The 25,463-nt window shown below is 51.5% G+C and carries 14 protein-coding genes; 1 reads left to right on the top strand and 13 read right to left on the bottom strand.

What is annotated here, in order from left to right; translation table 11 throughout:
- Positions 1 to 24: 24 nt before the first annotated feature.
- The 10 genes from EHT25_RS24510 to fdhA form a co-directional block, all read right to left on the bottom strand.
- A complete protein-coding gene (locus EHT25_RS24510; protein WP_124877827.1) occupies positions 25 to 933 on the bottom strand; it encodes a winged helix-turn-helix domain-containing protein in 909 nt (302 codons plus the stop codon).
- A gap of 13 nt (positions 934 to 946) precedes the next feature.
- Complete coding sequence (locus tag EHT25_RS24505; protein ID WP_124877826.1) at positions 947 to 2,110, bottom strand: S1 family peptidase; 1,164 nt, start codon at positions 2,108 to 2,110, stop codon at positions 947 to 949.
- An 18-nt stretch (positions 2,111 to 2,128) separates the two neighbouring features.
- Positions 2,129 to 2,629 (bottom strand): hypothetical protein, encoded by a 501-nt coding sequence (locus EHT25_RS24500; RefSeq protein ID WP_124877825.1) that lies wholly within the window; start codon positions 2,627 to 2,629, stop codon positions 2,129 to 2,131.
- Between the two features lie 207 nt (positions 2,630 to 2,836).
- A complete protein-coding gene (locus EHT25_RS24495) occupies positions 2,837 to 3,133 on the bottom strand; it encodes a hypothetical protein (protein WP_124877824.1) in 297 nt (98 codons plus the stop codon).
- Positions 3,134 to 3,157: 24 nt separating this feature from the next.
- The gene (locus tag EHT25_RS24490) at positions 3,158 to 5,590 is read right to left on the bottom strand and encodes an ABC transporter permease (protein WP_124877823.1); all 2,433 of its coding nucleotides are present in this window, start codon (positions 5,588 to 5,590) and stop codon (positions 3,158 to 3,160) included.
- A 91-nt stretch (positions 5,591 to 5,681) separates the two neighbouring features.
- Positions 5,682 to 8,090 (bottom strand): ABC transporter permease, encoded by a 2,409-nt coding sequence (locus tag EHT25_RS24485; RefSeq protein WP_124877822.1) that lies wholly within the window; start codon positions 8,088 to 8,090, stop codon positions 5,682 to 5,684.
- 89 nt (positions 8,091 to 8,179) lie between these two features.
- Positions 8,180 to 10,630: an ABC transporter permease gene (locus tag EHT25_RS24480; protein WP_185731472.1), complete on the bottom strand. Its 2,451-nt coding sequence runs from the start codon at positions 10,628 to 10,630 to the stop codon at positions 8,180 to 8,182.
- 118 nt (positions 10,631 to 10,748) lie between these two features.
- On the bottom strand, positions 10,749 to 13,175 hold the full coding sequence (locus tag EHT25_RS24475; protein WP_124877820.1) for an ABC transporter permease: 2,427 nt from the start codon (positions 13,173 to 13,175) through the stop codon (positions 10,749 to 10,751).
- Positions 13,176 to 13,254: 79 nt separating this feature from the next.
- Positions 13,255 to 15,630: an ABC transporter permease gene (locus tag EHT25_RS24470; RefSeq protein ID WP_124877819.1), complete on the bottom strand. Its 2,376-nt coding sequence runs from the start codon at positions 15,628 to 15,630 to the stop codon at positions 13,255 to 13,257.
- Between the two features lie 188 nt (positions 15,631 to 15,818).
- A complete protein-coding gene (fdhA, locus tag EHT25_RS24465) occupies positions 15,819 to 17,009 on the bottom strand; it encodes a formaldehyde dehydrogenase, glutathione-independent (RefSeq protein WP_124877818.1) in 1,191 nt (396 codons plus the stop codon).
- Positions 17,010 to 17,234: 225 nt separating this feature from the next.
- Between fdhA and EHT25_RS24460 the strand changes: the two genes are divergently transcribed.
- Positions 17,235 to 17,876: a transposase gene (locus tag EHT25_RS24460; RefSeq protein ID WP_124877817.1), complete on the top strand. Its 642-nt coding sequence runs from the start codon at positions 17,235 to 17,237 to the stop codon at positions 17,874 to 17,876.
- Positions 17,877 to 17,903: 27 nt separating this feature from the next.
- Here the strand turns inward: EHT25_RS24460 and EHT25_RS24455 are convergent, their stop codons facing one another.
- The 3 genes from EHT25_RS24455 to EHT25_RS24445 form a co-directional block, all read right to left on the bottom strand.
- Positions 17,904 to 20,363 carry an ABC transporter permease gene (locus EHT25_RS24455; RefSeq protein ID WP_124877816.1) on the bottom strand — a complete coding sequence of 820 codons (2,460 nt, stop codon included), beginning with the start codon at positions 20,361 to 20,363 and terminating at the stop codon, positions 17,904 to 17,906.
- Between the two features lie 49 nt (positions 20,364 to 20,412).
- Positions 20,413 to 22,788, bottom strand: coding sequence for an ABC transporter permease (locus EHT25_RS24450; protein WP_124877815.1), 2,376 nt, complete (start codon positions 22,786 to 22,788; stop codon positions 20,413 to 20,415).
- Positions 22,789 to 23,016: 228 nt separating this feature from the next.
- On the bottom strand, positions 23,017 to 25,425 hold the full coding sequence (locus EHT25_RS24445) for an ABC transporter permease (protein ID WP_124877814.1): 2,409 nt from the start codon (positions 25,423 to 25,425) through the stop codon (positions 23,017 to 23,019).
- Positions 25,426 to 25,463: the final 38 nt, after the last annotated feature.

The raw sequence follows: 25,463 nt of genomic DNA, 5'->3' as shown, positions 1-25,463 counted from the left end.
GTAGAACCTGTAAAAAAACACGGACTAAAGTCCATGGGTACGGATTTCCAGCCGATACCCCACGCCGTGGACGGCGACAATTTTTACCGTCGGGTCGTCCTGAAGCAGTTTGCGAAGTCGGGACACGAACACATCCACGCTGCGTCCCACGATGATTCCTTCATCTTCCCAGACCGATTTGAGGATAAAATCGCGCTCCAGCAACTGATTGGGACTTCCGGCGAAAAGGCGGAGCAGTTTGGCCTCCCGATACGTCAGGTCGTGTTCCTGATGATTGGCAACCAATTTCAGATTGGCCATATCGAGACTGGAGTTCCCAAAGTGGAGTTTATGATCTTCTTCCGGGGTAGAAACCGGTGAAGTGATTGCTTCCTTCGGTGGTGACGACCGGCGGAAAACGGTAAAAACCAGCGCCGTCAATACACTCCCAATGGCCAGCATCCACCAGTTCATGGCGATGGGGGGAGCGGCTTCGGGCGTTGCAAACCGGACTTGCAGGTTGTAGCAACCTTTGGTTTGCACCCGGCCGGAACAAGCGACAACCTGCTTTTCTCTAACGTCCAGAACCGAGTAACCCAACTGGATTTTTCCGTCGGAACAGTTCAGGACGGCAACGTCGTATTTCTCGTTAATCGCGTGAACCTGAAGGGATTTCTGCAACAGTCCGGGCAATTTGCCGTAATCGAACGATTGATCCAACCGGATCAAAAACGTACTGGCATCGGTTTGCTGAACGGGCGGAATCTGCGACGTCGAGTCGCCCGCGGCTGCCAGCATCTGATGGGCCGTCCGGCGAAGGGCGAGGTTGACTTTCTCCGCAAACCGGTTTTTTTCGGACTGCGCCGGAGTGGGCGTCGAACGAACAAACTGCACAAAGAGCAAGGCCGTTAACAAAACGGCACTGAGGGCGATGATTCGGGCTGCTTTTCCCATATTGAGTTCCGTTTTATTCCCGGCGAACAATGTCCGCCAGCAATTTCTCCAATTCATCTTTCACGTACGGATCGATGTCCGGTTTTTTAACTTCCGTTTCCAGCCGTTTAATGGCTTCCGGTTTTCGGTTAACCAGCACCCATGTTTTGGCCAACGACATCAGATAACCGTGGTAATCGAAATTTTTAACAAAGTAATCAAAATAAAGAACCGCTTCCTCTTTTCGGTTTTCGCCAATCAGTTTTTCACCGGTTTTCAGGATCGCATCGTGGTTTAGATACGTAAGTTCATATTGATAAAACGACGATTCCGTTTTCCGAAACCGATCAAAAACCGGTAAGGCTTTTTGCACGGTTTCCCGATGCAGCAACGAATCGAGGTACTCCGAAACCGGTTTTCGATTGACGTTAAGCGGTTGGGTACCGGCCAGTACTTTTTTCAGGTAATCCGTTGAACTGATAACATTTACGCGCTTACCGGTTTTTCCATCCGTCCGGCCATTCGAATAAATGCCGATCAGTTTTCCGTTGGCGTCGATGATTGGCGAACCACTTGCTCCGCCCAGAAAAACCGTATCCATTCCCACGCCCTGAAACTCCACATAAAACACCGGCCCTTCGGTTTTCACAACCTGACCTTTTGCCGTCAGCGTTTGTTTAAAACGGTACGGATTGCCCGTCAGATAGACGCTTTCGCCCGCCGAAACCGGTTTTTCCCGCAGTTTTAACGGCTGAATGTTTGGCGAAATCGATTTGGTTGAAAAAACAATCCAGTCGCGTTGAAGCACCCCATTATCGGGACCATCCCACAGTTTTTCCGTTGGATCTTCGTTCAGCAACCGGTCGATCACCACCGAATCGGCCGGGTTGTGTTTCGGGTACATTTTCCAGCTTTTCAGCTGCTCGTTGATCACCACCTGCTTCGATGCTTTGTTGCGGGCCACCCACAAAATATGTTTGGCCGAAACCGCCAGCGTGTCCTTTCCGGTGTCGAGCAAAAAACCGCTGGCTCCGTACGTAATCGTCGGGTCTTCGTATTTGTCGCCGTTTTTATATAACACGTCATTCACCAGTGCAATCTGAGGCCAGGCCTGAACCGGTTTCTGCATCCACGTTTCAGCGGTCTGCGCAAAACAAAGCCCAGGCAGCGCCAGCAGCCCTAAAAATAGCCTTTTCATGAAGTAAATAATGCCTGATTAACAGCCGTCTCCCTTTTGGAAAGGCAGTTTGAGAAACCAGAAAAGTTTCAGCCGGATGATACGTTTGGCCACGGCGTCTTCTTTTCGGGTCGGCTCAATCACCAGTTCATCACCAACCTGGGCGGACGCCAACACCTCGGACAATTCCACTTCATCCCTCTCACAAACGGTAGTTGCCTGGCCTTTGTTGAGCGGTTTTCCGTCTCGTCTCAGATACGCCCGAAACGGTATTTTGACGGCATCCGCCGAATTGGGATCGCCAGCCACAACCGCCAGCTTGCCCCGGCTGGTGAGCGAGAAAAACGAATAATCCAGCTCAATTCCATCCAGTACCAGCGGATTATGGGCGAACACTTTTGTCTTTTTCTCTTCGGTCAATTTCCGGCTTTCGTGCGAATCCGTGATCCGGTTTTCCGTCGATCGCATTGAATGGCTGTAAAGGGACGGCAGCAAAACCGTACAGAAACACAAGGCGGGTAAAATCCATTTTCGTGACATGTTGGCTTTCGTTAAATCGTGATAGCCAAATGTATCGCGTGTTCAAAACACAGGCAATGAAAGCCCGTAAAACATTGTAAACGAAATGTAAAAGTGTTGTTTTGTGCTGTTTCGCGGAGTTGAGCGGAGAAAAGGGGAGTTAAGCGGAGTTTTTTTATCCTTCTCCGCTTAACTCCCCTTTTCTCCGCTCAACTCCGCGAAACAACTTTAAGACTCGACCAGCAACCTCCTTTGTTTGATCAAATCTTCCCGTTTGACAAACGTGATCGGGACAAACTGGTCGGTGGGGGAGCCGATGTAGTAGAGCGTCCAGTCCTGATCGTAGCCCGCGAGCATTTGCCGGATGCAGTCCACGCGGTCGATGGTTGGAATGTTGCAGTCTTCCCAGTAAAACAGCTCCACCCGATAGTGCAAAGCCTGTTTCTGGCCGTTAATCGTGACTTCGATTTCGATGTCCTGCTTGCCGGGCATCGTCGGAATTGGGATAGCGATATGTGCTGCCATGGTTATAGGAGATTGGGTATTCAGTTATTCACTTCGAAGACTTTTTACCGGGTTTGTCAAAGCGGCTTTGATGCTCTGGAAACTGACGGTTACGAAGGCAATTGCGATGGCCATAACGGCTCCGGCGGCAAAAACCCACCATTCAATATCGACTTTATACGCAAATTCCTGTAGCCACTTGTTGGTGAAATAATACGCGATCGGCGAGGCAATCAGAATCGCGACCAGCACGAGCTTCAGGAAATCCCGCGTCAGCAAGCCTACAATACTAACGACCGTGGCCCCCAGCACCTTGCGAACGCCCACTTCTTTAATCCGCTGAAATGCAATCAACGTCGACAGGCCAAACAGCCCGAGGCAACTGATGACAACCGCCACCGCCGTCGCCAGGTTGATAATCCGCGACATGTTCCGTTCCCGGGTGTAAATCTCTTCCAGTGTACTGTCGTAGAATTTGTACTCAAATGGCTCGGTGGGGTAAAATTGTTTCCAGCTTTGTTCCATCTGTTGGATAGCCGCCTGCCACTGGGCCGGATTCGACGTACTCAGTTTTACGTTGAACGTCGTCAGGCGGTTTTTCCGGGTCATCAGCAAAACCGGTTCTATTTTCTGGTAAAACGATCCGATGTGAAAATCCTTCACGACACCGACAATCGGAATCGGATGGCCGTCCAGTTGCTGAATGTATTTTCCGATGGCTTCCTGGGGCGACGACATCCCGAATTCATGCAGGGCGGTTTCGTTGATGACGTATTCGCGGACGGTATCGGAAGCGGCCAAATTCCGGCCCGCCAGCAAGGGTATTCTATACAGGGAAAGCAGCGTCGTATCGATGTACTTCATAAACATAGACTTTTCGATAATACCGCCTTTTTTCGTCTTGTATTGATAACTGTTGCTGTTGAACGAGCTGTTCATCGGTGCATTTCCCAGGGCGACGGCCGAAATTCCGGGCTGCTTCGTCAGTTCCTGCTGCATCGTGAACTGGCGGTCTTTGTACGCCGGTTTGTCCTGCAATTTCCAGGGCACATCGAACGTCAAAACCGCTTCTCGATTAAATCCGAGGTCTTTATTGAGTAAATAATGCAGTTGCCGCCCCACCAGCATCGTACCGACAATGAACAATTGTGCCACCACAAACTGAAAGACAATCAGGCTCTTGCGCAGGGTCAAACCACCTTTCCCAACCTCCGTCGTTACCTGACCGCGCATCATGCTCACGGCCTGTACACGGGTAACCAGCCAGCCGGGATACAGGCCCGAAAAACCGGTAACGCCCATTATAAGTACCAGCAGGAAAACCGCAATCTTCCCATACTCCGTATACTGATCCATCCCTTCCGGAATCAGTTCCTGAAAGGTCGCCATCGCCCAGCGTGACAGCAAATACGAGAGGGTAACCGCCAAAACCGTGATCACCAGCGTTTCGCCCAGAAACTGCCGGATCAGGTGCCAGCGGGAACTGCCCAGCGTTTTCCGAATACCAACTTCTTTGGCCCGTTGCGGCATCTGCGCCGTCGTCAGGTTGATGTAATTGATACAGGCCAGCAACAGCAGAAAAACCGCAATACCGATCAATCCGTACAGCACGTTTTGGTTGGCCTTGCGCATGTTTTCGCCGTATTCCGTCGAAAAATGAACTTGTGGTAACGGAATAAATTGATGCCAGCGCCGGAAGTGGTACTTCTTCATGTTTTCCGCACCGGCTTTGGCCGAAATCGCATTGATTTGCTTCAAGACATTCGCAGGAGCGGCATTCGGTACGAGTTGGATATACAGTTTCGTATTGGAACTGACTCCGCCCCAGTTCGGATTCGAATTTTTGGTAAACCTGACCGGAAAAAACTCCTGAGCATCGAAGCTGCTCGGGAAATCGAGGTCGGCCACCACCCCGGAAACCCGGACGGCGACGGTATCGTCGTAGAGAATCGTCTTTCCCAGCACTTGTGCGGCCGGCACTCCCGGAAAATAATTTTCTGCCCGGCTTTGCGTCAGCACCACTTTGTTAGGGCCATCCAGTGCCGTAGCCATCCTACCGGCCAGCCACCGGTACGGCACCATTTCGAAATACTGTTCGCTGGTCGCGATGAGTTTCTTCGGTTCCACAAACCGGTTCGAGCCGGTTTTTCCGCCCGGAATCAGAACGCTTTCTTTCCAATGATCCCAAACCGGCACCACTTTCTCCAGACCCGGAACCTCCTCCCGGATGGCGTCGGCCATTGGCGTCGGTACCCCGGCATTCTTTCCTTCGTTGCCGTCCGATTTAAAGTGGCTGACCACGCGGTAAATCCGTTCGCGGTTCGGCTGTTGTTTATCAAAGCTAAACTCGTAGCTGACAATGCGGTAAATGGCCCAGCATGCGCTGATACCAATGGCCAGTCCCAGGATATTGAGGGCGGTGAACAACCGATTCCGCCAAAGGTGGCGAAGACTGATTTTGAGGTGGTTAGGAATCATAACTTTTTAATTAAGAGTTGTGAGTTAAGAGTTATGAATTAAAAAGAATGCGTCAGCAAAACTTAACTCATACCCCTTAACTCTTAAGTGATCACTCCGAACGCAGTGATTTGACCGGATTCATTAACGCGGCTTTGATGGATTGGAAACTGATGGTGACCAGGGCAATCAGCATGGCCAAAACGCCCGCCAACACGAAAACGCCAACGCCCATCGACGTTCGGTACGCAAAACCACCTAACCAGTCATTCATCAGATACCCCGCCAGCGGAGCGGCCAGCACGATCGCGATCAGAACGAGTTTCATAAAGTCTCTGGTCAGCAACACCACGATGGTGGACGTGTCGGCGCCCAGCACTTTCCGGATGCCGATTTCACGCGTCCGGCGGGCCACCGTAAACGAAATCAGGCCCAACAGACCGAGCGACGCAATGAAAATAGCCAGTCCGGCAAACAGGCCGAAAACCGTTCCGAATTGCTGATCCGACTGGTACTGCTGGTTGAAGAAATCGTCCAGAAAGAAATATTCGAACGGATTTCCGGGAAATGACTGCGCAAACTGCTGCTCCACGGCGGCAATCGTGGTAGGGAGGTCGCTCGTCCGGACTTTCAGGGAATAATAATTCAGATTGCGTAAGCGATCCGCCCGCCGGTAGACCGATAGAAAAACCATCGGATCTTTGGCCAGTTTCAACCCTTGCTGGTGAAAATCTTTCACGATGCCAACAATGTGCAGGGGGTTATCGCCCGACATAATTTCCTTATTCAGCGCATCTTCCGGCGATTTGAAGCCGAACGTGCTCACCGCCGTTTCGTTCAGCAAAACGGCCATCGAATCAGTCCCGAAACTGCGGTTGAAATTCCGGCCAGCCACCAGCCCAATTTTGTAACTGTACAGAAAATCATTGTCGATCGATGTCATGAACATGGTATTGAAATTCTCGCGGTTCTGATCTTTGCGCCGGAAACTGTTGGTCCACAAAATTTCGATACCCGGCACATACGCCGAAGCCGTTGCGCTTTCGGCCAGATTCCGGCGGATCAACTGTTGTTTGAATGTCTCCGAACGCGTCGGAAAACTCGCATCGGTCACGCCGGGTGCCTGCACCACCAGCGTCTGTTCTTTGGCAAATCCCAACTCCTGCTGCTGCATGTACCGGAGTTGCTTATAAACCGTCAGTGTTCCGATGATCAGCATGACCGAAGCCGCAAACTGGATCACAATCAGCGTTTGCCGCAACCCCATGCCACGAGCGGTTTGCGCAAACCGCCCTTTCAAGACCGCAACCGGCTGATAGTCGGACAGGACTAAAGCCGGGTATAAACTGGACAACATCGTACCCATAAAAAAGACTACCAAACCTGTAATCCAGAGCTGGCTGTCAAACAGTTGCGCAAAAGCGAGCGGTTTTCCGGTTAACGCATTGAACGACGGCAACAACGCCAGCACTAACCCCACCGCTACGCCAAACGCCAGTAGATTCAACAGCAGTGATTCAAAAATAAACTGCCGGATCAGCCCCGCCCGCATCGCCCCAACCACCTTGCGAATGCCGACTTCCTTTGCCCGGTCGAGCGCCCGCGAAGTCGAGAGATTGATGTAATTGATCCAGGCAATCACCAGAATGGCAAACGCCACCCACACCAGAAACTGCACGGTTCGGCCGTCGCCGTTCACTTCGGCTTCCTGATTTAGGTGTGATTCCAGGTGAATGTCGCGCAGTGGCTGCAACAACAGAACGTTCTTTTTCCCCGACCGCCGGTACCAGTCGCCGTTGTACTTCATCAGCATGGCGGGCAGTTTGGCCTCCAGTTGCTGCGGATCGGTCGATGGGCGCAATTTGACGTAGGAGAAGAAATCGTACCACCCCCAACTGGTTTGCGCTTCCGGGTCCGGGAGATACGAAAACAGCAGATCAATTTCGAGGTGGGAGTTTTTGGGGTAATCCTTGAAGACGCCCGTCACCAGGTACGAAGTCGTGTCGAGCTTGACGATTTTATTCAGCGGGTCGGTGGCTCCGAAATATTTCCGGGCCGTCGATTCCGATAAAACCGCCTTTTTTGTTCCGACCAAGGCGGTTTTGGGATCACCTTTCAGCAAGCCAATTTTGAAAAACGACAGGGCATTGGAGTCGGCGTAAAAGAAATTGGTTTCCCGAAAATGGCGGTCACCGAAGCTTACGACACCGTTGTTGGCGTCGTAAAGCCGGGTGAAATCCTCCACTTCGGGATAGTCTTTTTTCATCGTCGGCACAATGGCCGGATACGATGTGGCCGACCGCCAGGCCAGTTTTCCGCCATCCTGATACGCATCGAGTTCAATGCGGTAAATCCGGTCGGCATCGGTATGGAAGTTATCGTAGCTTTTCTCGAACGTCACATACAGTCCGATGACCATGCAGGCCGCCATTCCAACGGACAGCCCCAACAGGTTGATGAGCGAGAAAAACCGCTGATTGCGGAAGTTTCGCCAGGCGATTTTGAGGTAGTTTTTAAGCATAATCGAGGGATGAGAGGAGAAATGGAGGAGGGGAGAAATGGATAAGGAAATCGAAAATACCTACTTTCTTCCTTTCCTCCCCTCCTCCTTCACTCTGTCTTTAAACTTTTTACAGGATTCATCAACGCGGCTTTGATGCTTTGGAAACTGACCGTGATCAGCGTGACCAAAACCGCCAGAATGCCCGCGAGGGCAAACATCCACCACGCAATGTCAATTTTATACGCAAATTCCGCCAGCCATTTCGTCATGGCCCACCACGCGATGGGCGAGGCAATGACCAGCGAAATCACGACCAGAATCACGAAATCGCGCGACACCAGGCCGACAATGCTGCTGACCGTAGCGCCCAACACTTTCCGAATCCCGATTTCCTTGGTTTTCTGCTGCGTCACGAGCGACACCAACCCGTATAAACCCAGGCACGAAATCAAAACCGCCAGCCCGGCGAAGTAACCGATGAGTTTGCTTAGCCGCTGCTCGTTTTCGTATAATTGGGCGAGACTATCGTCCAGAAACTGCGACGCAAAACCTTTTTCCGGGAAATACTGATCCCATTCCTTCTGAATGAATTTCAGCGTTTCGGCCCGGTTTTGCGACTGAATTTTGATCGAGAAAAGCCGCAGCAACGGTTGGTCGATGGTCATCAACATGCCTTCAATGGGTTGCTGAAGCGACTGATTGTGAAAGTCTTTCAGCACGCCAACAATTTTGCCCTGCTTCCCTTCCAGATTCACCGATTTGCCAACAGCCGCAGCCGCCGATTTCCAGCCTAATTGCTTCACCCCGGTTTCGTTGATCAGAAAAGCCGCCGATTTATCGGTCGGAAACGCTTCGGAAAAATCCCGGCCAGCCACGAATTTCAGTCCGTAGGTTTGGGCAAAGTTGTGGTCGACGCCCATCGTACCCATGAAGATGTTTTCGTCCGGAGTATGGCCTTCCGCAATGACGTTCCGCCGAACCGAACCGGCGCCCATTTGCTGCGTCGAGAGCGTTACCTGCCTGATCTGCGGGTTTTTAAGCAAAATATCCCGGAACGTCCGCAGCCGGAAATACGTACTGTCGGAGCGGTTGGCAAAGACGTTGGTAATCTTTTCGTTTCGCGTATTGGCCGTAATGATGAAGTCTTTTTCAAAACCCAGCGGCTGATTTTTCAGGAAATTCAACTGCTGAAAAGCGACTAAAGCGCCGATAATCAACGCAATCGATGCCACAAACTGGGCGCCGAGCAACACCTGCCGCAGCCGGCCCCCCTTCGCTTTACCGCTGACAAAACTGCCTTTTAGCGTGGCAATCGGCTGAAAACCGGACACGAAGAAAGCCGGATAACTGCCGGATAACAAACCCGTCAACAGGGCGATTCCGACGAAGAGAAACACTAAACCGCCATCCGACAGGAAATACCCGATGGTCAGTTCTTTGCCGGTCAGGTTGTTTAAGGCGGGAATCAAAACCGCAATAAAGACGAAGGAAAGCACCAGCGCAATGACACTCAGCAACATCGATTCGCCCAGAAACTGCGCGATCAACTGCTTTTTCTGGCTTCCCAGCACCTTCCGAATGCCCACTTCTTTCGCCCGTTTCAGGGAGCGAGCGGTCGAAAGATTTACGAAATTGATGCAGGCAATCAACAAGGTAATAACCGCAATGCCCAGAAAAACGTAAATGTAGGTCATGCTGCCGGGCGCTTCCGGGATGGCCTGGGCGTTCGAACGCAGGTGAAAATCCTTCATCGGTTCGAGCTTGTACTCAATATCTTTGGCAAACTGCTTGTTGGCGTGCGTCAGCAGAAACTTCGGAAACCGGGCGTTGACCGATTCCGGCGAGGTTCCGGGTCGCAGCAAAACGTACGTGTACCCGTGAGAAATGACCCAGTTCTGCGGCAGATTTTGCCGAACCAGATCGCTTTCCGTCGCATACATGGTTTCGTAATTTGACAGCAAGTCGATGTGAATGTGCGAGTTATCCGGAAATTTCTCGACTACGCCTGATACCATCAGCGGATGTTTGCCTTCGTACAGCAGCGTTTTGCCGAGCGGGCTGGTTTTGCCGAAATACTTGGCCGCAATCTCGTCGGTAATGACCACCGTAAACTTGTCCTTCAAGGCCGTCCGCGGGTCGCCTTGCAGGAAATGAAACGAGAAAATGTCGAATAAGGTCGGGTCGCCGAAGAAAAACCGCTCTTCGTCGTACTTGACGGGCTGGCCTTGCCGGTTGTTCACCAATTCGACGGTGGCACTGCTGCGGAACACCCGCGCCGACTTCTCGATTTCCGAAAAACTGGACGTCAATAAGGGCGAAACCGGGGGCGGAGTCAGCGCGAGGGGCTGCTCCAGCCCGGCAAATTTGGGCAGGTAACTGATGCGGTAAATCCGGTCGAATTTCTGCTGAAACGTGTCGTAGCTCAGTTCGTGCCGGACAAACAGCAGAATCAGGAAACAGCACGTCAGGCCGACGGTCAACCCGACGATGTTGATGAGCGAAAATGTCTTCTGGCGAAGCAGATTTCGCCAGGCAATTTTCAGGTAATTCTTAATCATAATCATCTCATAGGATAGGTTTTGAAAGAAAAGGGGAATAAAGGAGAAAGGGAGGAGAGGAAGAGGGAGAAGGTAGGTTTGTTTCATCCCTCCTCCTTTATTCCCCTTCTTCTCTCCTTTATTCCATTTTTAAACTCCTCACCGGATTCATCAGCGACGCTTTGATGGACTGGAAGGAAACCGTCAGCAAGGCGATTCCGACGGCCAGAAAAGCCGCCAGCACGTAAATCCACCAGGCAATTTCGATGCGGTACGCAAAGTCCTCCAGCCACAGATTCATCGTCCAGCCCGCGATTGGGAAAGCGATCAGAACGGAGATAAGAACCAGTTTCAGAAAGTCTTTGGAAAGCAGCACCACAATGCTGGACGAGGTGGCTCCCATCACTTTCCGGACGCCAATTTCCTTGGTGCGCTGCTCGGCGGTGAAGGTGACCAACCCGAACAAACCGAGGCAGGCGATGACGATGGAAATACCGGCAAAAACCGTAAAGAGCTGACCGGTTTTCTGTTCTGCTTCGTAGAGAGTCGCAAACCGGTCGTCCAGAAATGTATACGTAAACGGTGCCGATGGATTAAAAGCCTCCCATTTCTGCTTGAAAGCGGCCACCGCGCCCGACACATCGCCGGTTTTTACCTTCACCTGAATGGCTCCGGAATTATGACCCAGCAGCATCATGAGCGGGGCGATTTTCTGGCGGGCGGATGCATAATGAAAATCCTTGACGACGCCGATCACCGTGAATTCGCGACGGCCGGAACGAACGATGGTTTTGCCGATCGGATTGCTTTTTCCCCAGCCCAGGTCCCGGACAACGGCATCGTTGATGATCACGGCTGCGGAATCCGTCGAAAACGCTTTCGAGAAGTTCCGGCCCTGCCGCAACTGAATGCCCAGCGTGGGCAGGTACTGATCGTCAACGCGGAAAATAGCGGTTTGAATCGAGGCTGTACTGCCTTTTTTACCGGGATCTTTCCCGAAAATCTCCGTGCCTTCCATGCCTTCATTTCCGAGCGGAATACTTTTTGAAAGTGTCGCCTGAACGACTCGGCTATCCTGCCGCAACTGATCTTTAAAGACCGTTTCGTTCGATCCTAAGGTGTACGTATCGTGAATCACCAAAACCTGCTCTTTATCGAATCCCTGCGTTTTATTCTGCATGAATTTCAACTGCTGGTACGAGACAATGGTCGCAATGATCAACGCACCGGAAATGGCAAATTGAAAAACTACTAATCCGCTGCGCAAACCGCCCCGGCCGGAGGCCTGAAGTACCGAACCACCTTTTAAAACCGTCGTAATTTTCGAAAAGGCGAGGAAGAAAGCCGGATAGATTCCTGCCAGAATACCGACGAGAATTCCGAACGCAAAAAAACCACCGATGGTTTTTAAATTAAAAATCGATTGGACAGCAATTTGCTTGCCCGCCAGGTCATTAAAATACGGCAGCAGAATTGTGACAAAACCGACCGAAAGTACAAGCGAAAGGAAGGTAATAACGATTGATTCGACCAGAAACTGGCTCATTAACTGACCTTTGATCGATCCCATTACTTTCCGGATTCCGATCTCTTTGGAGCGCTTGGCCGCGCCCGCCGTTGAGAGGTTTGTGAAGTTTACAATGGCTAATAACAGAATAAAAAAAGCCAGCACGCTGAAAATATAAACGTAGTTGATATTGCCGTTGGCTTCCAGTTCGTATTTCGTGGCCGAATGCAAATGAATATCCGTCAGCGGCTGCAAATAGAATTTAAACGTATCAACGGATTTCTGTGCTTCGGCCAGACTGATGCCCATGTCGCGCTGGATTTCCGGGACCACGTGTTCGGCCACCAGTTGCGGAAATTTCGCTTCCAGCTTCTGCGGATCGGTACCTTTTTTCAGGACCAGATACGTAAACGTGCCGACGTTGCTCCAGTTCTGAACCTGGATAAATTTAAAATCGGTTGTGCTGAAAAACAGGTTGAAATGAAAATGGGTATTCGCGGGAATTCCGGCAATAACTCCGGTAACCTTGCGCGTCGTTTCGCCATTTCCAAACAGCAATGTTCGACCCAGCGCCGGTTTATCGCCAAAAAACCGCGTGGCCAGTTCTTTCGTTAGCACGACGGAACCCGGTTCTTTTAATGCGGTTTTGGCATCGCCTTCCAGAAATGGGATGGAGAAAATTTCCATAAAATTAGCATCGACCACCGCAACCGCTTTTTCCTTGAGCTGTTTTTCGCCGTACCGAATAAACTCCTGCTGCCATCTGAGCAGCCGCGTGGAAGCTTCCACTTCCGGAAACGCATCTTTGATCCCCTGCCCAACGGCCACATCGACATTCGGAAAGTTGGTTCCGGCCCCGTTGCCGATCAGGCCCAAGCCGACCCGGTAAATCTGGGCAGATTTGGTCGGATACCGGTCATAACTCAGTTCATCCAACACGAAGGCGGCAATGAGGATGCAGCAGGTCAATCCGACCGATAACCCGATCATGTTGATGGCGGAGAACACCTTGTTCTTCATCAAATTCCGCCAGGCGATTTTGAAATAGTTCTTTATCATTTTTTAATGAATACTGAACAATCAATAATGAAATCCGCCGATAACATTATTAATTATTCATTGTTAATTGTTCATTATTTTATTCCGAACGAAGTGACTTTACAGGATTAGTTAATGCGGCTTTTATGGCTTGAAAACTGACGGTTATCATCGTAATTATAGCAGCTCCCAGACCGGAGATAATGAATATCCACCAGGATATATCGGTTCGGTATTCGTATTGTTTTAGCCAGTCGCTCAGGAAATACCAGGCAATCGGGGCGGCAATAACGAAGGAAATAATGACCAGCCGCACGAAGTCTTTGGAAAGTAATCCCCACAAACTAAATACGGATGCGCCCAGTACTTTGCGGACTCCGATTTCCTTGATCCGTTGCTCGGCAATGAACGATGCTAAGCCGAATAATCCGAGGCAACTGATGAAAATAGCGAGGGTGGCGAAAATCCGGGCCAGTTTACCAACGCGTTCTTCGGTGCGGAATTTCGCGTCATATTCCACATCGGTAAATTGAAAAGCAAACGGCGTATCGGGGTCGAATTTCTTAAAAACCGCTTCCACTTTTTTCACGGCATCTTCGACCGGCTTATTCGGCATCAACTTGATGTTAAAGACACTTGCCCAGCCGTAATTAATCATAAAAATGGTAGGTTTGATGGGCGTATACGGCGACTCCATCACCATGTCTTTGACCACACCGACCACCTGGCATTGCCGATCGTTATAGCGAATCATTTTGCCCACAATGTTCTTCAAACCCGTCAGTTTAACGGCGGCTTCGTTCAGAATAAATGCGGTGGAATCCGTCGTATAGTCCCGGGAGAAATCGCGCCCTTCCTTAATCTGCCAGCCGATGGTTTTTCCAAAATCGTGGCTGGTAGCCACCACACCAAACAGCGGAATCGACTGAGGGTCTTTCCCTTCCCAATCAAAACCGATCTGATTGGAACCGATGTAGGTGGTTGGGCTCGACGATTCGCTCATTTCAAAAACCGCCCCTGTTTTTAGTAATTCTTCGCGCAAAGGATTGTATTTGCCATACATCGTGCTGCTGATGTAAACCTGGAGTAAGCCCTCCCGATTATACCCAACGGGGCGGTTTTTGGCGTGCTGAATTTGGCGGAAAACGATGATCGTTCCAATGATCAGCGTAATGGAAACTGTAAACTGAACAACGACCAGCACTTTCCGCGGAATCGTAGCCCAACGTCCTACTTTAAAGGTGCCCTTCAATACCTTGAGCGGATTGAATGACGACAGGTAAAAAGCCGGATAACTTCCTGATAAAAAACCGGTTACGAGCGAAAAAGAAACGATCATCCCCCAGAATGCCGGGTATTGGTACGGAAAATGAACTTCCTTGCCAGCTAATTCATTGAAGGCCGGTAACGAGAGCAGCACCAGGGTAACCGCCAGAAAAAGCGCAAAGAAAACGACCAGCAGCGACTCACTCAGGAATTGGAAAATCAACTGCCGCCGTTGCGAACCCACGGCTTTCCGAACGCCCACTTCCTTGGCCCGTTTTTCGGAGCGGGCCGTGCTCAGGTTCATGAAATTGATGCAGGCCAACAGCAATACAAACACGCCGATGATGCTGAATAACCAGACAAACTGAATAGCCCCGCCGGTATTTTTACCGTCTTTAAAGTCGGAATACAAATGCCAGTTGCGCATCGGGTGCAGAAAATATTCGGGGTTTTCGCTGGCTGAGGTATGTTTTTTCTCAACATTCTGGATTTTGGCCGACACGCCTTCCATCGTGGCGTGGTCGACAATCTGGGCAAAGGCCTGAAACGAGTGGTTGCTCCATTGCTGCTGGGATTCTTTCACCCAGGATTGGTCGGCGAGGTAGTCGTTCCAAGACAGGTAAAATTTTGAAGAATAAAAATCGGAATTGAACGGCAAGTCTTCGAAAACGCCAGTCACCTTGACGTTCGTTTTGCTATCGATTTTAATGACCTTATTCAGCGGATCGGCCGTTCCAAACAAGGCTTTGGCCAGCGATTCACACAAAACAATGGAACGCGGTTCTTTCAGGGCTGTAGTTGAATTGCCCCGGAGCATGTGCAGCGAGAGCATATCCGGAAAAACCGGCTCCACATACATCCCTTCCTTGTTGATTTTCTTTTCTCCGACCACCAGCAAATGGCCGTAATTCCACGATGCCAGCGACGCATACTTGAAATTGGCTGCGTATTTGGTTTTGATTTCGGTAGCCGATGGAATGGAAACCGCCCGGCCGGTGCCGGTGGTGCCGTTGAACGTCTGGTTGATGTATAACTGGGCCAGTTTGTCGTAGTGCTTGTGGAATTTATTGAACGAGAGCTCGTCGTAAATCCACAGCCCGATCATCATGGCCACGGCCATTCCGACTGCCAAACCCAGGATGTTGATAAACGAAAAAACCTTATTCTTGGCCAGGTTTCGGAAGGCGATTTTAAAGTAGTTACGCAGCATGGTCGGCCAGATCAAAAAGGATGAAGACAGGTATTGAACTAGCTCGACCAAATGGCATACCAAATTAATAACTCATTAATAATCAATTTTATATGCGGTTGAAATAAAATAAAATGTCCGTAAACGGACGCGTTGCGTACATTTACGGACATTCGGAATTTTCAGTGTTTTTTAGATTGAACGCATCCTCAATTCGGAATCATTCCGTGCGGATCGATCACGAACTTCTTGGCCGCTCCTTTATCAAAATCCTGGTAACCTTTCGGTGCTTTATCCAGACTGATCACCTCAACATTCACGGCTTTGGCAATCTGGATTTTATCGTACAGAATGGCATTCATCAACTGCCGGTGGTATTTCATCACCGGACATTGGCCGGTGTAGAACGAGTGTGATTTGGCCCAGCCCAAACCGATCCGAATGCTCAGGCTTCCTTCTTTGGCAGCCGCATCAGAGGCTCCCGGATCACCCGTTACGTATAGACCCGGAATACCGAGTGCCCCCCCTGCCCGGGTAACGCTCATGATGGCGTTCAAAACCGTGGCCGGGCGTTCAACTCCGGCATCTGAACCGTGTCCGCGTGCTTCAAAACCGACGCAATCGACGGCACAATCTACTTCCGGTACGCCCACGATGGCGGCAATCTGGTCGGCCAATGGCGTGTCCTTCCGCAAGTCAACAATCTCGCAACCAAAGCTTTTGGCCTGTTCGAGTCGTTCAGGAATCATGTCGCCCACAATAACAACAGCCGCGCCCAGCAAGTGGCAGGAAGCTGCGCATGCCAGCCCTACCGGTCCTGCACCAGCCACATAAACAATGGAACCGGGACCAACCCCCGCCGTGACGGCTCCGTGGTAGCCCGTCGGGAAAATATCTGACAGCAGCGTCAGATCGCGAATTTTGGCCATTGCCTGATCTTTATCCGGAAATTTCAGCAGGTTGAAATCCGCATACGGCACCAGCACGTATTCGGCCTGGCCACCGACCCAGCCGCCCATATCGACGTAACCATAGGCTGCACCGGGTCGGGAAGGGTTGACATTCAGGCAAATACCGGTTTGCCCGGCTTTGCAGTTCCGGCACCGACCGCAGGCAATGTTAAAAGGTACTGATACCAGATCGCCCACTTTGATGAATTCCACATCACGCCCGGCTTCGATGACCAGACCGGTTATTTCGTGTCCCAGCACCAGACCAGCCGGGGCGGTAGTCCGGCCCCGCACCATGTGCTGATCGCTGCCGCAGATGTTGGTTGAAACAATTTGGAGAATGACGCCGTGTTCGCATTTGCGGTCGCCGAGGGCCAGTTTGGGGTATTCAATGGATTGTACTTCCACCACACCGGGTTTGATGTACGCAACGCCGTGGTTTTGACACATACGGTTTTCAGGTTTAGGATTATTAAAACAATGAAGGCCCTATTTACACGATAATACCAATAAATACTACAATTGTGCAAATTTATTATGGAATCGCCCGTACGTAGAGACGCGATTAATCGCGTCTCTACCCCTCCACCTCCTGAATCCCTAGTAATTACAAGCATTTAATTCATCACATCGAGACATAATTTATGGCATGGAGACGCGATTAATCGCGTCTCCATGCTACGTTTGCGCAATATGAATGACTTGTACAAACATAAATATCGAATTCCGTCAGCCCGGTTGCAGTCGTGGGATTATGGCACCAACGGCGCTTATTTTGTGACAATCTGTACGCATGAAAAGCATCATGCTTTTGGCGAAATCCGGGAAGGTGAAATGCACCGGAATGCGGCCGGAAAAATAGCAGCCGAAATCTGGCAGTTGTTACCAACCCAATTTCCCTTCGTGATACTGGATGCCTTCGTGATTATGCCCAATCACATGCACGGATTGTTATATATCGATAAACCTGGACCTGGTAGTAGAGACGCGATTAATCGCGTCTCTACGCCGGCAGACACGAATCAGGATCCCGGCGGAATTGCAGGCAACAAAAATCCCATGCTGCACGACAATCTGTCCCGAATTATCCGCTGGTACAAAGGGCGAACGACATTCGAAATCCGGAAATTCGGTAAGGATGCGGATCATCAGGGTAGAGACGCGATAAATCGCGTCTCTACGGTGGAAATGGCTCATTTCGCGTGGCAGGCCCGTTTTCATGATCACATTGTCCGAACGAGTGATACCTTTTTGCGGATACAGGCGTATGTTTTGAATAATCCGCTACTGTGGGAAGCAGATAAATTCTATTTCTAACAAGTAGAGACGCGATAAATCGCGTCTCTACTCACTGCGTAAACTCTTCACCGGATTCATCAACGCGGCTTTCACCGACTGAAACGAGACTGTGGCAAAGGCGATAACGACGGCCAGAATGGCGGCCAGAACAAACATCCACCACTCCAGATCAATTTTGTAGGCAAAATCCTGCAACCACTGGTTCATACCGTACCAAACCAGCGGTGAAGTAACCACAATGGCAATCAGCACGAGCTTCAGGAAATCCCGGGAAAGCATGCCGACAATGCTGGACACCGACGCGCCCAGCACTTTGCGGACACCAATTTCTTTCGTGCGCTGATTGGCGGCAAACGTAATCAAACCAAACAAGCCCAGGCAGGAAATGAAAATGGAAATGGCCGCAAAAATCCGGAACGCATCAAACACCAGCTGTTCGATCAGGTAGTTTCTCGCCAAGGACTCATTCAGAAACGTAAAATGATAGACGTCATCCGGGAAAACCTGCTTCCAGGTTTGTTCAACCGCGCTGAGCGTTTGCCGAAAATTGGGTTCGCTGCCCGAACGGGTTGCAAACTGCACGTGAATCTGATCGTAAAAACCGGTGTTCCAGCACATCAGCACGCAGGGTTCAATTGCGTTTTGCAACGACCGGTTGTGAAAATCCCTGACCACGCCCAGAATCGGGGCTTCTCCTTCGTTGATGACAACGGTTTGACCAATGGCGGTTTCGGGTTTCAGTCCCAGCATTTTAACCATTGTTTCGTTCACGATCAACCCGTTGAACGGCTGCCCGTTGGGAACCAGATTCGCGGTCGTAAACCAACGCCCGCTGACGAGTTGAAGGCCGAAAAGCGACGGGTAGTTTAGGTCCACGATTTTCACTTCGCCCTGCCGCTTCATCGGCTCCGGCTCCGATTTCAGCCGAAAGTCCGTTCCGTAATGATTTTCGGTCAGGGGCGCTCCCGACGAAAAACTGACTTCTTTCACCGCCGGATTGGCCAGCAGGCGTTGGCGAAAAACCGCCATTTTGCTTTCCTGCTGGTTCCGCGGACTGTTGACGGTAATTACCGCATCTTTTGCAAAGCCCAATTCTTTCTGCTGGAAAAACGCCATCTGCCGCGACACCACCAGCGTGCCGACCAGCAACCCGTACGTAATGCAGAACTGGAGAACGATCAGACTTTGCCGCAGGGTGAACGTCTTTTTCCCGCTCGTAAAACCGCCTTTCAATGCCTTGATCGGCTGAAAATTCGCCAGCACAAAAGCCGGGTACGAACCAGCGAGCAAGGCAACGAAAACCACCAGCCCTGCACTGAACAGCCAGACGGTTTCGTCGGGTTGCAGATTCAGTTCGATGAGCGAAAACGATTGATTAATGACACCGAGCAAAGCGGTAAAAACCGCCAGCGAAAGCCCGGCAGCTACCAACGTCACCAGCAAGCTTTCGCCCATAAACTGCAGGAACAATTGCCGTTGCGAGCTGCCGATCACTTTGCGAACGCCCACTTCTTTACGCCGTTGAATAGCCTGAGCAATGCTAAGGTTGATAAAATTGAAGGCTCCGATCAGAATCAGGAAAACCGCCAGACTGGCCAGACCGCCCAACACCGTCCGGCTGATGACGTAACTGCCGATGTTATCGCCGTAGCGGGTTTCGGTATGCACCTCGGCCAGCGGCTGCAGTACGTAGGTCTTGCGCCGGATGTCTTCGGCATTCATGTATTTCTTCTGCAACCTCACCAGCTTGCGCTCAAACTCCCGGGGGTCGGCGCCAACCGGCAGGGTGACGTGCGTTGTGCCCTGGTAGTTCCCCGACCAGTTCGTTGCCTGATAGGGATTATTGGTTTTGAAGAATTGGAAATTTATCAGGATATCGAACAATAGGTTGGTATTTTGGGGCGGATTCTGAATAATCCCCGACACCACCAGCGGATCGGAGTTATTGATTATCAGCACTTTACCAATCAGTTTCTCGTAGTCATTCGTCAATCCGGCAAAATACCGCTCGGCCATTTTCTGCGTCAGTACCACGCCGTTGGGTTGCCGGAACGCTGTCGCGGCATTTCCCGCCAACCAGATTCCGTTCGGCGAAATACCGCTGAAATCGAAGGTTTTCAGGTAATAGTCATCGGCAAACAACACCCGGTTTTCTTCAAACCGATGCACCGTTCCCCGCCCATCGACCGAATGAATGATCCGTTTGTCCGGCCCGGCGGTTTGGGTTACACCTGTGCCCGGAATCTCCCGGCGAATGGCCTCGGCCAGCGGATAGGCCGTCGAGGACCAATACTGAATGCCATCGGCCTTCCGGTTGTGTTCCACGATCCGGTAAATCCGGTCGGATTGCGTGTGGAAGCTGTCGAAGCTCAGTTCATACCGAATGAAGACGTAAATCACTAAACAGCAGGTGATTCCCAGTGATAATCCCAGGACATTGATCAGGCTGTAAGTGCGGTTTTTCCACAAATTTCGCAGGGCGATTTTGATGTAGTTGCGTAGCATATGTCTTGATCGGATCGCCGACGCGGCTGGGATTACGTGGATTAAAGGATTATTCCGAACGAAGTGAGGTAACCGGATTCATTAAAGCCGCGCGGATGCTCTGGAAACTGATGGTCAGGGCCGCAATGACTACGGACGAACCGCCCGCCAGCGCGAACATCCACCACTGGATTTCGACTTTGTATTCAAAATCCTGCAACCATTTATCCATCGCGTACCAGGCAATGGGCGAAGCAATCAGCATCGATAGCAGCACCAGTTTCAGAAAATCTTTGGAAAGGAGCGAAACAATTCCGGTAACGGAAGCGCCCAGCACTTTCCGGATCCCGATTTCTTTCGTGCGCGCTTCCACCGAGAACGTAATCAGGCCGAGCAAACCCAGCGAAGCCACCAGCAACGTCAAGCCCGTAAACCCGTTGAATAACCGCATCAGTTGCTGCTCCTTGGCGTAGAGTTTGTCGTACGCATCGTCGAGGAAATAATAATCGAACGGTGCCACCGGTTTGCTGCCGTCGTAAATCGCTTTCAGTTTTTCCAGCGATTGCGGGACGTTGCTCTGCGGATTCAGCCGAACCAGTAGAAAACCGCCGTTGGCTACCAGTGATTTAGCCGTATCGCTCACGATGCTTAGTAGCATGGGCGACACCGGGCCGTGTAAACTTCGAACGTGAAAATCGGCGACCACTCCGGCGGTGGTCATGCCCTTAAACGGCGGAGCCTGCTGTTGCGGATTACCTTTGATCCCGGCTTCCTTCATCACGGTCTGGTTGAAAACCGTCAGCTCGTTTGTGACCGGTTTTTGCTCCCAGCCCACCGGCGCGTAGATCCAGCGAACTCCCATCATGTTGAAAAAGGTCTTGTCCACCGTGAGGGCATTCACCATCAACTGCTTCTTGTTTTTTTCGGTGTTTAAAAACCAGGTCATGACGTTATTGGTAAACAACGCCGTATTGGAAACCGCCACGTTTTCGGCACCAGCCCACTGCCGCACGGCGTCGCGCAGGGCCGGAAACTGGGATGTCATATCCCGGTCAATTTTCATCGCTACCACCTGGGCCCGATTAATGCCCAAATTTTTGGTGCGTAAAAACCGCATTTGGGTGTAGAGCACGATGCTGCAAATCAGCAAACCAATCGAGGTGGCAAACTGCACGGTCGTAAAAACCCGGCGAACGCCGGCTCCGCTGCGGCCTGAGCCCATCGTTCCTTTCAGCACCTCCTGCGGCCGAAACCGGGACAACAGCAAAGCCGGATAACTGCCCGCCAGCAGCGAGCAACCCAGCCACAACGCCAGCAGCAGGCCCCAATACGGCCCCTGATTCAATACCCGCTCGTCCATGTGCAGGTCCAGCGCCTGATTCGCCCACGGAAAAAGCCCCTGCAAAAGGCCCAGCGACAGCACAAAAGCCAGCGTGGTGGTCAGGAACGACTCCGCAAAAAATTGCCCGATCAGCTCACTGCGTTGTCCACCAACGGCTTTCCGAACCCCCACTTCGCGGGCGCGTTTCGTGGCGCGGGCGGTGGTCAGGCTCACGTAATTGATGACGGCCAGGGCCAGAATGACCAGCGCGACGGTCAGCAGAATATACAGCGATTGCCGAGCAGTTTTCGGAGCCATCCGGCTATCGAGGTGCAGCGAAGGCAGGCTTTCCAGGACGTAATATGCCGTTATATCCACAAACTGAAGCCCGGATTTGACGGTTTGCAGTTTCTTTTCAACCAAAGCCACCTTCGCACCCGGACGAAGTACCAAATAGGTGGACAGAAAACCGGAGCCTTTGAACGCATTCTGGGCATTGGGCCCCAGCGTTGGCATGGAACTCAGCGACACTAACGCGTTGAAGTGAATAATTGAATGGGTCGGCAAGTCGTCCAGAACACCCGAAACCGTCAGTGGGTACTGTTTGTCATACTGAAGCGTCTTGCCCACGGGGTTCTGTTTTCCGAAATATTTTTCAGCCAGTGCCCGGGTCAGGACAATGCGGCCCGGTTCGCTGAGGGCGGTTTTGGCGTCACCATTCAGCAACCGAAAGCCCATGACCGACAGGGTCGATGCATCGGAAAATCCGATCTTGCTTTCCTTAAACCGGTGAGCGGCATCCGACTGCAGCACCACCTCCCCGGAGCCTTCCGACAACCGCACGACTTCTTCCACCTCTGGAATCTGGCGTTTCGTTTCCGTACCGAACGATTCATGCAATTGACCCATTATAAAGTCGTTGCCGCCGTATTTCGCCATTGACAGGATCTGGTAGGTCCGGTCGGCAAACGGGTGAAACCGGTCGTAATGGAACTCGTGCCAGACATACAGCGCAATAAACGTGCTGACGGCCAGTCCAACGGTTAAGCCAAGGATGTTCAGGAAGCTGAACAACTGGTTGTAGCGCAGTTGCCGCAGGGCGATTTTGAGGTAGTTTCGGAACATGATGCATCGTTTTCCTGAACCGGGATTCCGCAGATTTAAGGAGTAAGAGGGTTAGCTACCGCAATCTTCTTTATTCCTCTTAGTCCTTAAATCCGCGGAATCCCAGTTCAGGATGGTTTATGGTTAATTCGTCGGCAAACCGATTTTACTCTCGATATTTTCCAATAACGCGCTGGCGTTCCTTGAACGTCAGAAAAGCAATTAAAAGGCTTTTCATAGCGGTTTTGGCTACTCGGTTTTCAGGGATTTTACGGGATTCATCAGGGCGGCTTTGAGACTTTGTAGACTCACCGTCACGAACGCAATGCCCACAGCCAGCAGGGCCGCCACGGCGAAAATCCACCACGCCACGTCGATGCGGTAGGCAAAATCCTGCAACCAGCGATCCATGGCCCACCACGCCAGGGGCGAAGCGATGAGAATGGCGACGAACACCAGTTTCAAAAAGTCTTTGGAAAGCAGCAGAACGATGTTCGGCACCGATGCGCCCAGCACTTTACGAATACCGATTTCTTTCGTGCGTTGGGCGGTGGTATACGCCGATAAGCCGAACAGCCCCAGACAGGCCAGCAGAATCGACAGAAAAGCAAAAACGCTAAAAATCTGCCCCGTACGGGTTTCGGCGGAGTAAAGTCGGTTGAATTCTTCATCCAGAAATTCGTACTCAAACGGACGGCCCGGCACGATCGATTTCCATTTTGATTCCAGAAACAGGAGCGTATTCGATAAATCACTTCCCGACAGTTTCACCAGCAGTGTGTGGCCACCGTCTTCCGGAAAAATCACCAGCGGACCGATTTTCTGCTTCATGGACGCAAAGTGAAAATCCTCGACCACCGCGCCCACCACGCCCGGCCGCCCGCTGCCCATGTCCATTTTCTGGCCGACGGCTTCCTGGGGTGATTTCCAGCCCATTGCCTTCACCGCCGATTCGTTAAGGATAAAATGGAAATGCCGCAGGCTGTCGCTGCCGGGAACGGTCGCGCGTTCGAGATCGACGGGGGTCAGATCCCGCCCGGCCACAATCCGCAGGTTCATGGTTTTGACAAAATCCTCGTCGACCGGCAAAGCCGTTACGGATTTGTACTGATCATCCGGCGTGCCCGTCCGGTGCATGCTGTAGCCACCATTGATAAAAACCGGTGATTCATACGCCCGCGCCACCTGCCGGACGTCGGCATTCCGCTTAAATTCGGACTTCAGCGCCCGAATTTTTTCGTTCACCTGACGATCCGCTGCCAACGTGATGACGTGATCTTTGGAATAACCCAGCTTTTTATCCTGAATGTACGACAACTGATTGCGTACCAGCAATGTACAGACTATCAGAAAGGCGGTAATGGCAAATTGAAACACGATCAGCGCCCGGCGGAACTGACCGGCTCCGACGGTTTTCAAATGACCTTTCAACACCCGAACCGGCTCAAACCGGGCCAGAATTAAAGCCGGATAACCGCCCGCAATCAGACTCACCAACAAGCCGATACCGGCCAGAGCCAGCAGATTCTGGGGTTCCATCAGGGAATCAAAAGCGAACGTTCGGTCCGACAGTTTGTTGAAAAACGGCAAAGCCAGATAAACCAGCAGCAGCCCCAGTCCGAGGGCCGTAAACGTGACTATCACTGACTCGCCGATGAACTGCCCGAACAGCTGGCCCCGCAGCGCTCCCATCACCTTCCGAACGCCCACTTCCTGCGCCCGCTCCACGGCCCGCGAGGTCGCCAGATTGATGTAATTGACGCAGGCGATGATCAGGATTAACAGGGCAACCGAGCCAAAAATGTAAATGTATGTCAGGTCGCCATTGGGTTCAAAATTACCCTCGACTTCCGAGTGCAGATGCACACTACGCAATGGCTGAAGTTCGTAGGTCAGGTAATTCCCACCGGCCATTTCTTCTTTGCTGAACTGCGTTTTCATGAAAGCGGGAATTTTGGCCTGCAATGCGGCAATCGATTCCGGTTTACGCAGCAATAAATACGTGGCATAATTGGCCGAAAACCACTGCTCTTCTTTGGAGGCCGAAAGCGTCGTGAAAGACGCCAGCAGGTCGTATTTGATCTGCGAATTGGCCGGGCAATCCTGCACCACACCGGTGATGGCATACTCTTTATCGCCCCCGCCCGCGTTGATCCGCACGGTTTTTCCAACCGGATTCTCGTTGCCAAAATATTTTTTCGCCGACGATTCCGACAAAACAACCAGGTTAGGCCCCGCCAGGGCGGTTTTCGGATTCCCTTGTTTTAACGAAAACGAAAAAACCGTAAACAGGGCCGAATCGGCATACACAACCCGTTTTTCACTAAACTGCCGGTCGGCGTAGCTAACGACAGCCTGCCGGTTTTCCAGCCGAACACCGGTTTCTACCTCCGGGAACTGCCGCCCGAATTCGGGGGCTACTTTTGTGCCGGTCACAGGTGCTTTGGTCACTTGCCCTTCCATGCTGTATTCCATCACCACACGCACCGTCCGGTCGGCCTTCTGCTGGAAGTCATCATAACTCAGCTCATGCGAAATGTACAGAAACAACAACAGACAGGACGCCAGCCCAACGGCCAGTCCAAACACATTAATGCCGGAAAAAACCTTGTTTCTCCACAGATTTCGAAAGGCAATTTTGACGTAGTTGCGTAGCATAATTGTAAGTATTCTGAACTGGGATTACGCAGGTTCAA

It is taken from the genome of Larkinella rosea, assembly GCF_003858635.1.
Taxonomy (GTDB): Bacteria; Bacteroidota; Bacteroidia; order Cytophagales; family Spirosomataceae; genus Larkinella; species Larkinella rosea.
This window is presented reverse-complemented; position numbering and strand designations above follow the sequence as displayed.